Source organism: uncultured Corynebacterium sp. (assembly GCF_946998835.1).
Classification (GTDB): Bacteria; Actinomycetota; Actinomycetes; order Mycobacteriales; family Mycobacteriaceae; genus Corynebacterium.
The window spans coordinates 1-11726 of sequence record NZ_CAMQAZ010000041.1 but is presented as its reverse complement, the minus strand read 5'-3'; the positions used below and the strand labels follow the sequence as shown (position 1 = coordinate 11726).

At 59.5% G+C, this 11726-nt stretch carries 9 protein-coding genes and 1 pseudogene; 5 read left to right on the top strand and 5 right to left on the bottom strand.

What is annotated here, in order from left to right; genetic code table 11:
* Positions 1-411 precede the first annotated feature (411 nt).
* The 4 genes from Q0U90_RS10735 to Q0U90_RS10720 all read right to left on the bottom strand — a co-directional run bounded on the left by Q0U90_RS10735 (position 412) and on the right by Q0U90_RS10720 (position 5570).
* Positions 412-2388 (bottom strand): VWA domain-containing protein, encoded by a 1977-nt coding sequence (locus Q0U90_RS10735; protein WP_297454864.1) that lies wholly within the window; start codon positions 2386-2388, stop codon positions 412-414.
* A 244-nt stretch (positions 2389-2632) separates the two neighbouring features.
* Complete coding sequence (locus Q0U90_RS10730) at positions 2633-3562, bottom strand: alpha/beta hydrolase (RefSeq protein ID WP_297454861.1); 930 nt, start codon at positions 3560-3562, stop codon at positions 2633-2635.
* Positions 3563-3655: 93 nt separating this feature from the next.
* The gene (purB, locus tag Q0U90_RS10725; protein WP_297454858.1) at positions 3656-5086 is read right to left on the bottom strand and encodes an adenylosuccinate lyase; all 1431 of its coding nucleotides are present in this window, start codon (positions 5084-5086) and stop codon (positions 3656-3658) included.
* A 34-nt stretch (positions 5087-5120) separates the two neighbouring features.
* Positions 5121-5570, bottom strand: a complete 450-nt coding sequence (locus Q0U90_RS10720) for a MarR family winged helix-turn-helix transcriptional regulator (RefSeq protein ID WP_297454855.1) — start codon at positions 5568-5570, stop codon at positions 5121-5123.
* A gap of 222 nt (positions 5571-5792) precedes the next feature.
* Here Q0U90_RS10720 and Q0U90_RS10715 point away from each other — a divergent pair, with 222 nt between their 5' ends.
* From Q0U90_RS10715 to Q0U90_RS10695, 5 genes are all read left to right on the top strand, one after another.
* Positions 5793-7094 (top strand): MFS transporter, encoded by a 1302-nt coding sequence (locus Q0U90_RS10715; protein ID WP_297454852.1) that lies wholly within the window; start codon positions 5793-5795, stop codon positions 7092-7094.
* 129 nt (positions 7095-7223) lie between these two features.
* Positions 7224-7952, top strand: a complete 729-nt coding sequence (locus Q0U90_RS10710) for an amino acid ABC transporter ATP-binding protein (RefSeq protein WP_297454867.1) — start codon at positions 7224-7226, stop codon at positions 7950-7952.
* A 15-nt stretch (positions 7953-7967) separates the two neighbouring features.
* On the top strand, positions 7968-8909 hold the full coding sequence (locus Q0U90_RS10705; protein ID WP_297454849.1) for a glutamate ABC transporter substrate-binding protein: 942 nt from the start codon (positions 7968-7970) through the stop codon (positions 8907-8909).
* A gap of 19 nt (positions 8910-8928) precedes the next feature.
* Positions 8929-9615, top strand: coding sequence for an amino acid ABC transporter permease (locus tag Q0U90_RS10700; protein WP_070546871.1), 687 nt, complete (start codon positions 8929-8931; stop codon positions 9613-9615).
* Positions 9615-10553, top strand: coding sequence for an amino acid ABC transporter permease (locus Q0U90_RS10695; RefSeq protein ID WP_297454844.1), 939 nt, complete (start codon positions 9615-9617; stop codon positions 10551-10553). Before Q0U90_RS10700 ends, Q0U90_RS10695 begins: the two co-directional genes overlap by 1 nt.
* 624 nt (positions 10554-11177) lie before the next feature.
* Here the strand turns inward: Q0U90_RS10695 and Q0U90_RS10690 are convergent.
* Positions 11178-11726 (bottom strand): annotated as a pseudogene (locus Q0U90_RS10690) (cell surface protein); the annotation flags it as partial.

Genomic DNA, 11726 nt, shown 5'->3' with positions numbered 1-11726 from the left:
TCGGCGGGTTTGCTTCACTACTTCTCCTGGTCGAAAGTGGTGATGCATTCACCGCCTGAACCTACCCCAGTTAGTGACCCCGCTTATAGCAAAAATGGCCCGAAAAATGCCTTGAAAGTGCTATAAACTCACACAGTTTCACATTTGCAGCCTGCGTTATTTCTGGTTGTCAGTCTTGCAGCCCGTGATTTTTGGGTTAATAGCGGGGCGCTAGACAAAAGTGTGTCCGCCAAGCACTTAGCCTGGCGGGGCACTGAGATGATGCAGCCACGGTTACGCAGGCCACGGATACCCGCAGCCCCGGATACCCGCGGACAAGGAGGCTGGGTCCGCAGGGGCCGTCGTCAAGCCCGGTAATCCAGGAGCTAAACCCCAGCGTGACGGATACGGCGTGTACTGGGCTGTCGAGCGTTACTTGCGGGTCAACGCGATCGCCGCGCCGACGACCACGGCTAGCAGGACTCCACCGATAGAAATCCACATCATGTTGAAGGAACTGTCGTCCTCCTCCGCTTCGGTGGCCTTCGGTTCCTGCTGGCTACTGGTCGAGGTCTCGCTACTCGGCGACTTGTGTGCGACCTGCTCAAAGCTTGGGCCAGGAATCTTCTCGCCGACCAGCTCCGTGGTCAGCTGGTAAGTCACCGGGACGTTTTGAACATCCGCGACATCATGGGACTTGCCAGCGCCCCAGCTGTTGTTGAAGAAGACAACGATGTACTGGTCACCATCCAGCCACGCTCTTTCGGCCTCGTAATCGCCTGACTTTTCATCATCTTCGCTAATCCGATTGCGGTAGTTAATCCGCGCCGCGTTACCGAAAGTGGTCTCGTCGCCGATCTGGTGCTTGTTCACCGGGCGGTTTTCCTCGCTGCCGGAGAGCTGACGCGCAGAATTCAGCGTCTTAATATCCAGGCCGGAAATCTGCGCGAGCTTATCGGCTTCCGGAGCGTCAATAAGTTTGACGGCACCGCGCAGCTGCTGACCATACTCGGACTTGATCTTGTAGACATGCGTCTCACCAGGAACAATGTCTGCAGTGACGCTGCTGATGTTGTCGGCAGTAAGCTCCGTGGCGTCATCGAACCAGGAACCCGGGGTGACCTTCTTGGCCTGGTCTGCCTCCGGTGTCGCGGGCGGAGAGTCAAGGCTCTCCTTATCGGACGGGAATGCCTCCGGCACATCCTTCAGGTTCTCGTTGGCGAAGCGCTTAATAGTCACTTCTGCTGGAATGTCCTGGCCTTCGAAGGGGCCGCCCTTTCGGGCAACGGAGAACACCATATTCCCCGGTTTACAATCGCCGTCGGCTCCCCCGGCCTGCCTGGTTATCAGGCCTGCGAAAAAGGGGCCATTGGAGTCGATGACTCCATTACCGAAATCATTAGCAAGGTAGCAACTGTTATCGTCCAGGTGCATGGTGAGCGCGAAACTACGAACATCAAGATCCGTCAAAGTCGCGCCTGACGACGCTCCCGGCACGGTAGCCGCACTGATCACAATCCGCTCTCCCTCAGCAACTGAAACGGAGAAGTACTCAGCACCGTCGCCCTCCTGATTACCGATTCTACGCTCGGACTCAGGTGTCTTTTCGCGCAACTTGGTGGAGAACGTTTCCACGTCGGCAGGCACCTTTGTAGCGCTCGTAGGGGCGTCGCCACCTAGTATCTCTTTCGCACTGGACTGCGCAGTGCGTGCGGTGCGGGTCGCCAGCGTCTTCATGGAATCCGCCAACGAGTCCGAGTCCTGAGCGGACAGATACTGACCGCCGGTGGCCTCGGCAATGCACTCCAGTTCGGCACGCGCGGCGGAATCAACAAGGAAACCAACAGTGTTGATGACCAGGTCAATGCCCTGCTGCTTGAGTTCCTTGGCTACCTCGCACACCGGTGGCGGAGCACAGGTGTCTTCGCCGTCAGAGACCAACACAATGGACCGCTGACCTTCATCCGGCAGCTCTTCGGCGGCCTTCCGCAGCGCCGGCCCCATCGGAGTGTGTCCGGAGGCTTGGACCTTACCTACCTCGTCGGCAATCTTGCCCGCATTCCCGGCCTTTACTGGGAGCAAGGTGGTGATGTCTTGGCAACCGGCTTCTCGCTCCTCAGGAGAGTTGCCGATCTCGGTGCCGTAGACCATGAACCCCACTTCGGAGTCCTCTGACACAGTCGCTGCGAACTTCCTCGTTGCGTCTTTCGCTGCTTCCATGCGGGTTTGGCCACCTGCATCGTCGGCAAGCATTGACCCTGAGGCATCCAGTATCACCATGGTTGGCGGGATAGAGCTCGCGGCTTCTTGTGCCTGTGCACGCCCAGCGGTGACTCCTGCGAATGAACCTGCGAGGGTCAACAGCATGGAGATGATGAGCACGACCGCGGAGAATTGTCTTCTAATCATGTGGTCGGTTCCTTTTCTTCAAGCTTAAAAGGAACGTTACATGACAAAAGCATCCCCGCAATGGAAACTCAATGGAAGTGCAGAGATTCCTAAAATCACGGGGTAGAAATGTGAATGCACATCTGAATACACATCTGATGCGGGCTGCAAGTGTGAAACTGTGCGAGTTTATAGCACTTTCAGGCCATTTTCCGGGCAATTTTTGCTATAAGCGGGGTCAGTAACTCGCATCGCCCCACCACCCCTAGTGGGCTTCCAGCCACGCCAGAATGTCGGCGTAGACCTCTTCCTTATTCAGCTCGTTGAGGATCTCGTGGCGGCCATCCGGGTAGACCTTGAAACGCACGTCCTTCTTGCCCGCATTCAGGTACTTGCCCACGACCTCGGCCACGCAGGCAGCGCCGCCCGCCGGGTCGACGGCACCAGAGACCACGAAAAGCGGCAGCTCATCAGGCGCTTTCTCGTAGGCTTCGGCCGAATTCGCGTAGCGCGTGCCGACGAGAAGGTCGCGGAAGAAGGCATTGGTGGGAATGAAGCCGCACTTGTCGTCTGCGATGTAGGCATCGACGATCTTCTGGTCACGGGTCAGCCAATCGAACTTCGTGCGGTGTTCAAAGCCCTTGTTGAAGTCCGCAAAGCTGAGGGCGTTGAGAAGCTTGCCCGGCGCGGTGGGACGAGCCTTGGCCAGCAAGTTTGCCACCTTCATTCCCGCATCACCCTTGGCTCCCAGCCACGGCACAGTGCCCATAATGATGGCACCGTCGAGCCCTTCACCGTACTTAGCGATGTAATTTCGGGTTAGCAGCGAGCCCATGGAGTGGCCCAGAATAACGTGCTTGGTGCCTGGGAATTCCGCGTCGACATACTGACGAACCGCGTGGAGATCCTCCAGGATGAGGTCCCAGCCACCGTAGTCAGCGAAGTACCCCGGAATACCAGCATCGGTTTGGGTTAGACCGTGGCCGCGGTGGTCATGGGCAACGACGGCATAGCCTTGTGCCACGAGGTACTCGGCGAACTTGGCATAGCGGTTGGCATACTCGACCATGCCGTGGACGATCTGCACGACTCCCTTAGGAGTGACGGGCGCGCCCTTGTCAGTTTCTGGAACCCAGCGCAGCACGTTCAACGTGGCACCTGGTCGAGAGAGCGAAGTCCTAACAGCCGATGTCACCTCGGGCACCTTTCGCGTAGAGGTTTTGGATACTTACAGCTCATCGTACCGCCGAATCTGGCTGTTCACCGGCGGTTTCGCTGACAAACGAAGCTACAGAATCTCGCCCGGCTTGTAGGCTGCGGCCTCTGGGTACTTGTCCACGACCGCCTGCACACGTGCAACAACGCGGTCAACCTGGGATTCTGCGGCTCCGATGAACGCGTGGCGGTTTGCCAGGGCGTCGGCAAGCCCTGCGGCATCCAGCGGGAAGCGCTCATCTGCAGCGAGACGTTCGGTGAGGTTCTGCTCGGCGCCCTTTTCGCGCATATCCAGTGCGGTGGCGACGGCGTGCTCCTTAATAATCTCGTGGGCTTCTTCGCGGCCCATACCAGCGCGAACGGCTGCCATCAGGATCTTGGTGGATGCGAGGAACGGCAGGTAGCGCTCCAGCTCGCGGTCGATCATGGCCGGGAATGCGCCGAACTCGGATAGGACGGTGAGGAAGGTTTCGAACATGCCGTCCATGGCGAAGAAGGCATCCGGCAGTGCGACGCGGCGGACCACGGAGCAGGAGACGTCGCCTTCATTCCACTGAGTACCGGCGTACTCGGAGAGCATGGTCATGTAACCGCGCAGGATGACCTGGAAACCGTGGACGCGCTCGCAGGAGCGGGCATTCATCTTGTGCGGCATTGCGGAAGAGCCGACCTGACCTTCCTTGAAGCCCTCAGTGACGGTCTCGTTGCCTGCCATCAAGCGGATGGTGGTGGCCAGCGACGCCGGGCCTGCGCCGAGCTCAACCAGCGCAGACAGCGCGTCGAAGTCGAGGGTGCGCGGGTAGACCTGACCCACCGAGTCAAAGACACGGTCGAAGCCGAGGCCTTCTGCGATTTCGTTTTCCAGGGAGGCCAGCGCGGCCTCGTCACCGTCGAGGAGATCCAGCATGTCCTGGGCAGTACCCATCGGGCCCTTGATGCCGCGCAGCGGGTAGCGGGAAATCAGGTCCTCTACGCGCTCGATGCCCAGCAGCATCTCGTCCGCCGCGGAGGCGAAGCGCTTCCCCAGAGTCGTTGCCTGCGCAGCGACGTTGTGGGAGCGACCTGCCATGACCAGCGACTGGTACTCGGAGGCCTTCTCCGCAGTGCGGGCGGCAACAGCGACGGCCTTGTCGCGCACGACCTTCAGCGACTGCAGAACCTGCAGCTGTTCGACATTTTCGGTCAGGTCACGCGAGGTCATGCCCTTGTGAATGTGCTCGGTGCCAGCCAGGTCGCAGAACTCTTCAATCCGGGCCTTCACATCGTGGCGAGTAATACGCTCACGGGCGGCAATGGAGTCGAGGTCAACCTGGCCGATGACCTTCTCATACGCCTCAATCGTGCCCTCCGGAACCTCAATTCCGCGGGCGACCTGAGCCTTCAGAACGGCAATCCAGAGCTTGCGCTCGAGGATGATCTTGTACTCAGGGCTCCACAACTCCGCCAGAGTTGCGGAGGCGTATCGGTTAGCTAGGACGTTTGCGATCTTCTTTTTCTCAGCCACGCCCTCAAGTATTCCATGACCACGGCGTCCGCGGTTATCTAGGCCATGGTTGACCACGCATTTCTTCCACACCTTCGTTGAATTTGCGCATTAGTCGCACGAACTCCGCGAGTTCCCCGTCTTCCCAGTCGCTTGTGATGTCATTGACGGTTTCTTTGCGGGCCTCGATCTCCCGGTGCAGCAGCTCCAGCCCCTTATCGGTCGCGCTGTGCACTTTTGCGCTTGACGACGGCGCGGACCCCTTCGCGATAAATCCCTGTCGGATCGCGGCGGCCAGCTGGCGGTGCACCGTGGAGATGTCCAACCCCAGCGCGTCGGAAAGCTCTGCGACCGTCATATCTGGTTGCGCTTCCAGTCGTGCCAATAGGGCTGCGGCGGAGCGGTCTAACAGGATATCTCTGCGATGTGGCCGGTAACCGCTGGAGCTCACTCGGGTTAGCAGCATGTTTTCGTAAACGAGCGCGGCCAGGTCGTCGTTTCGCACGGTGGCAGTCAGTCCTTTTGTCGGCGCCTTGTTTGGGCATTCACTTCGGCCCTTATCGAGCCCGTGAGATGTCTCTGTCTTCTTATCGACCCCATTCTAGCGGGCCGCAGATGGGGTGAAGCTTTCCCAATTCCTTTTGCACAATACAAATCTATTGTTAGGATTCGACTTCTAACTGCATTTTTGCATAATACAAACGAGAAAAGAGACCACACCTTCAGCATGACCACGCACACGACCACGCAGAACAGGAAAACAGCACGCGAACTGGACCAGCAGCGTGGACAAGACAAGCTCTTCTCCCCCGCGTTCATCATCAGTTGGCTGATTAATTTCAGCATGTATATGGTGTTCTACCTCTCGATTACGGTGATGGCTCTCTATGCCGTTGAGCGTTTCTCCGCCTCCGATGCCGCCGGCGGTTTCGCCGCCAGCTCCTTCGTTGTCGGTGCCACCATCGCCCGCCTCTTCTCCGGCTACTTGGTGGACACCTTCGGTGGTCGCAAAATCATGCTGGGCTCACTGGCCGTCATTGTCGCGGCCTGTGCTGCCTATATCTGGGCGGCATCGCTGCCGATTCTGATTACAATCCGCATCATCCACGGCCTGACTTACGCTTTCGCCTCCACTGCGGTAATGGCCGCCGCACAGACCGCCATCCCGGCTTCGCGCCGCGCGGAGGGGACCGGCTACATCTCACTCGGCACTACTCTGGCCACGGCCATTGGCCCGGCTCTCGGCTTGGCACTGATCGGCTCGGTTGGCTACAGCATCCTCTTTGCCACCGCTCTCGGCTTGTCCGTTGTGGGACTGCTGCTGGCGCTCGCGCTTCCCCACCCCGCCAAGGCCACCGATACAACCGCCGAGGCCACCGACGCAACAGACGGGGCCACTGAGGAGACGTCGGCAAGCGGGACGAAGCGCGCGTTTTCCTTCCGCGATATCATGACGCCGAGCGTTGTGCCGATTGGACTTTTCATGCTGCTCATCGGCCTAGCGTACGCGGGTGTGATTACCTTCCTGAACCGATACTCGCAGCTGGGTGGTCTTGCTAAGGGGGCCAGCTTCTTTTTCATCGCCTACGCGGTTGCGATGATGGCGGCGCGCTTCTTCCTGGGGCGCCTGCAGGATCGCCGCGGCGACAACCCGGTGATTGCCATTGGCCTGGTGTGCTTCACCATCTCGCTGCTGGTTCTCTCCCTCGCCACCGCTGACTGGCACGTCATCGCCGCTGGTGCCCTCTGCGGTCTGGGCTACGGCACACTGATGCCTGCCTGCCAAACGATCTCCGTGCACCTGGCGCCGGCGCACAAGTTGGGTACGGGCATCTCGACGCTGCTGTTGCTTGTCGACGCGGGCATCGGCCTCGGCCCGATCGTGCTGGGTTCGGTAGCCGCCACGATGGGCTTCGACACAATGTATGCAGGCCTGGCGGTTGTGGTGGTTCTCGCGGCCGTTTTCTACTGGTTCGTGCATGGCCGTAAGCCTGCCGCGCGCCGCCACCACGTAGATATTCAGAACTAGGTGGCGTTTAGCCCCTCGGCGGAGAGGCCACCATCACCGCTAGCTGTCGCGAAAGAAACACCGATAACAGTTATGTGCAGTGCGTCACCTATACTTTTCCCCATGACTGAATCATCCACACCACAGAGCATGATTTCGATTGCCGGGGTGAACAAGTACTACGGCGACTACCACGCTTTGCGTGATATCAACCTGGAAATCCCAGCTGGTCAGGTCGTAGTTATCCTCGGCCCCTCCGGCTCCGGTAAGTCCACACTGTGCCGAACCATCAACCGCCTGGAAACCATCGACAGCGGCGAAATCCGCATCAACGGCAAGCTTCTGCCTGAAGAGGGCAAGGAGCTCACCCGCCTGCGCGCGGAGGTCGGCATGGTCTTCCAGCAGTTCAACCTCTTCAGCCACATGACCATTCGCGACAATGTCACGCTGGCACCGCTGAAGGTCCGCAAGCTATCTAAGGCCGAGGCGCGCGAGCGTGCGGACAAGCTGCTCGCTCGTGTCGGCATTGCGGAACAGGCTGACAAGTACCCGGCACAGCTCTCGGGCGGTCAGCAGCAGCGCGTCGCCATCGCCCGCGCCCTGGCCATGGACCCGAAGGTCATGCTTTTCGACGAGCCCACCTCCGCGCTCGACCCGGAAATGATCAACGAGGTCCTCGATGTCATGACCGACCTTGCCAAGGGCGGCATGACCATGGTTTGCGTCACTCACGAGATGAGCTTCGCTCGCCGCGTAGCTGACCGCATCCTGTTCATGGCCGACGGCGTGATTGTCGAAGACACCGACCCGGAGACCTTCTTCACCAATCCACAGAGCGATCGTGCCAAGGATTTCTTGGCCAAGATCGTCGGGCACTAGGCGGGGCTGGTCATCATGAAGTTTTCACTATTTCAAGGAGGCCAGGGGCGTGGTCGCAACCGGGGCCGCCGAGGTGTCGTCGGCAAGCGAGTTGCGGCGGCTGTCGTAACTGTTGCCACGACGGTGAGCCTCGCGGCCTGTGGCAGCGGCGGACCCCGTGACCTTCTGGCCGATATTGAGGCCGGACACGTGACGCTGGGCACGAAGTTTGACCAGCCGGGCCTCGGTGAGCGCACCCCGGACCGCGAGTTCGCGGGCGTGGACACCGATGTCTCCCGCTACGTCATCGAGTACATCGCCAACAAGAACGGTTGGGATGTGCCCGAGATGGAGTGGCGCGAGACCCCGTCCGCTCAGCGCGAGACGCTGATTAACAACGGCGAGGTCAACATGATTGCCGCCACCTACTCCATCAACGCTGGCCGCCTGGCTGCCGTCGACTTCGCCGGCCCGTACCTGGTCACGCACCAGGCACTGTTGGTGCGCGGGTCCGAGGGCATCCAGGGGCTTGACGACGTCGCCCCGGGCACCCGCCTGTGTTCTGTTTCCGGTTCCACCCCAGCGCAGAAGGTCAAGGACGCTCTGCCGGAGGTACAGCTGCAGGAGTTCGATACCTACGCCGCATGCGCCGAAGGTGTGAAGCAGGGTGTCGTCGATGCCCTGACCACCGATGCGACCATCCTCGCCGGCTTCGCCCAGCGCTACAAGGAACGCTTCGGCGATGACTTCCGCGTGGTCGAGCTGCGCAACCCCGATGGTTCCTACTGGACCAACGAGTACTACGGCATCGGCCTGCCCAAGGGCGATGATGCGAGCCGCGAGGCCATCAATGAGGCACTGGAGTCGCTGTACGACAGCGGCGAACTGCAGAAGATTGTTCAGAAGCACCTGGGCGACAAGTTCGAGCTCGACGAAAAGCCGGCAATCGGCGATTTGTCGTTTGTAGAGAAGAAGTAGGAAGGGGTGCGAGAAAACAATGAATCCAGAACTATGGAGTGAAATGGGACCGGAGCTGCTTCCGGCTTTCTGGGTGACCATCAAACTGACGGTCGCCTCGGCAATTGGTTCCCTGATTTTTGGCACACTTCTCACCGCTATGCGTGTGAGCCCCGTGGGAATCCTGCGTACCCTGTCGACCTGGTACATCAATATTGTCCGCAATACGCCGCTGACATTGATTGTGCTGTTGGCCTCGATGGGCCTCTACTACAACTTGGGCCTGCTGCTGGCTGCGGAGAATGACTCCTTCATTGTCAAGCAGAATTTCCGGCTCGCGGTGCTAGCCTTTGTTGCCTACACCTCGTGTTTCGTAGCGGAGTCCCTGCGCGCCGGTATCAATACTGTGCCGTTCGGACAGGCCGAGGCCGCCCGTTCACTGGGACTTAGCTTTGGCCAGAGCTTCCGCTACATCATCTTCCCGCAGGCATTCCGCGGCGCTATCGTGCCGCTCGGCAATACTCTGATCGCGCTGACGAAGAACACCACGATTGCTTCGGTGATTGGTGTGGCTGAAGCATCGCTGTTGATGAAGACCATGACTGAAAACTACGCCAGCGATATTCTGATTATCTTCGGCATTATCGCTGTCGGCTTTATTATTCTGACTCTGCCGACCGGCCTGTTCTTCGGCTGGGCAGGCAAGCGATGGGCGGTGAAGCGCTAATGGCTACTCGCGCAACAGTTCTTTACGATGCGCCGGGCCCCAAGGCTCAGCGCTTCAACCGAACCCTCACCTGGGTTGTAGCCGCCATCGCGGTTGCGCTCCTGGCGTGGATGGGAATGACGCTGGCCGACAAGGGCCAGTTCGAAGCCAATAAGTGGTCGTTCTTCCTCGAATCCACCACCTGGACCACCTACATCCTGCCCGGCCTGGTCAGCACCATTATCGCGGCTGTGGTCTCTATTATTCTGGCGCTGGTAATTGGCGCTCTCCTGGGCGTCGGCAGGCTGAGCCCGGTTGCACCGGTGCGCTGGCTGTGCTCGGTGATTGTCGAGTTCTTCCGCGCCATCCCGGTGCTGGTGCTCATGTTGTTCGCCTACTCGGTGTTCGCTATCTGGCAGCTGTTCCCGTCGAACTACCTCGGTTTCGCCGCCGTCGTGTTTGGCCTGACCATGTACAACGGCTCTGTGATTGGTGAGACTCTGCGCTCCGGCATCGAATCGTTGCCGAAGGGCCAGCGAGAGGCCGCCATCGCGTTGGGTCTCTCCCACCGCCAGACGATGATCACTATTTTGCTGCCGCAGGCAGTCGCCGCCATGTTGCCGGCGATCATCTCGCAGATGGTTATCGCGCTGAAGGACTCCGCACTGGGCTACATGATCGGCTACGTCGAGGTTGTCCGCTCCGGCCGCCAGCTTGGCGAGTACTACGGCGCCATGATTCCATCGCTGGTCGTCGTGGCAATCATCCTCATCGCCATCAACTTCGGTCTGGCCAACCTTGCCGAGCGCATCGAAAGCCAGCTCCGCGCCGGCCGCGCCCGCCGCAACATCATTGCGAAGGTCCCGCAGCAGCCTGACGTCGGTGTCACCACCAAGGACCAGGCCAACGTCGACTGGCACGATGAGGACTACAAGGACCTCCGCGGTACCTACGAGTAAAGCTAGTCACGGCTTAACGCCTCATTCGCTTTACGACGAACATAGCGACGCCGCCCATGGAAACTGCTAAAGGTTTCCCCTGGGCGGCGTTTTTGTTTGTCTCCGGTCTTTGCCTTCGCTCCTATCGATGAACTACTCACTGATGGACAGGCTCCCGTGCACCGATAGGTGAATAGCGTGGCCACAAGTGGCGGGCACCTTTTGCTGCTTACCCCTACTTAGCCCTACATAGCCCCCAATGCGAGTTAGTGACTGCGTTTATGTTCGGCGGCAGCGGGCCAATACGGGTTACTGACCGCGTTTATGACAAAAATGGCCAGAAAAATGGCATGAAAGTGCTATAAACTCACACAGTTTCACATTTGCAGCCCGTATTCACATGTGCTGCTCGTAATTTTTTGGCTTGTCAGTTTTCGGTTTGTCAGGTTTTCTACGCAACCCCGGGTTGTAGAGCTGCAGCAGTTGGGGTTTCGAGTCATCTGGAAAGCACACCAGCGCCCTGTTACCACATGCGGGTGCCATTCCGGTGAGTTGAATGAAAAATAGCGGGAATACAGGATTCCTCCTGCATTCCCGCTATCTCCTATTGGAAGCTAGCCATTCGGCTCGAAAGCCTTTTTATCACTAGTTTTCCTGCTGGGAGCGACGCTTAGCCGCGGCTACCAGAACTGCGCCAGCCAGCAATAGCATTGCGGCAATTCCTAGCGTGCCCGTTACCTTAGCTCCTGTACGGGCCAGAGAAGACCCGCTCGTGGAAGAGGAGCTGCCAGAGGTGCTGCTGCTTCCACCTGCAGAGCTGTGGCCGGAGCTACTGCCACCGGAAGAGCTGTGGCCCGAAGAGCTACCGCCCGTAGAGCTGTGGCCGGAGCTGCTGCCACCGGAAGTGCGGTGACCAGAGCTCGGAGTCTCGCTCGGATCAGTCGGCTCACCTGGCTTGTCCGGCTTGTCAGTCGGCTCACCCGGCTTATCCGGCTTATCGGTCGGCTCGCTCGGCTTGTCCGGCTTATCGGTCGGCTCACCCGGCTTATCCGGCTTATCGGTCGGCTCACCCGGCTTGTCAGTCGGCTCGCTCGGCTCACCTGGCTTGTCCGGCTTGTCAGTCGGCTCACCCGGCTTGTCCGGCTTGTCAGTCGGCTCACCCGGCTTGTCCGGCTTATCGGTCGGCTCACCCGG

What these genes read in the sequence shown, in the direction of transcription:
- Q0U90_RS10710 (WP_297454867.1), top strand. Translation starts at nt 7,224, where the DNA reads ATGATTTCGATTGCCGGGGTGAACAAGTACTACGGCGACTACCACGCT.
- Q0U90_RS10735 (WP_297454864.1), bottom strand. Translation starts at nt 2,388, where the DNA reads ATGATTAGAAGACAATTCTCCGCGGTCGTGCTCATCATCTCCATGCTG.
- Q0U90_RS10715 (WP_297454852.1), top strand. Translation starts at nt 5,793, where the DNA reads ATGACCACGCACACGACCACGCAGAACAGGAAAACAGCACGCGAACTG.
- Q0U90_RS10695 (WP_297454844.1), top strand. Translation starts at nt 9,615, where the DNA reads ATGGCTACTCGCGCAACAGTTCTTTACGATGCGCCGGGCCCCAAGGCT.
- Q0U90_RS10705 (WP_297454849.1), top strand. Translation starts at nt 7,968, where the DNA reads ATGAAGTTTTCACTATTTCAAGGAGGCCAGGGGCGTGGTCGCAACCGG.
- Q0U90_RS10700 (WP_070546871.1), top strand. Translation starts at nt 8,929, where the DNA reads ATGAATCCAGAACTATGGAGTGAAATGGGACCGGAGCTGCTTCCGGCT.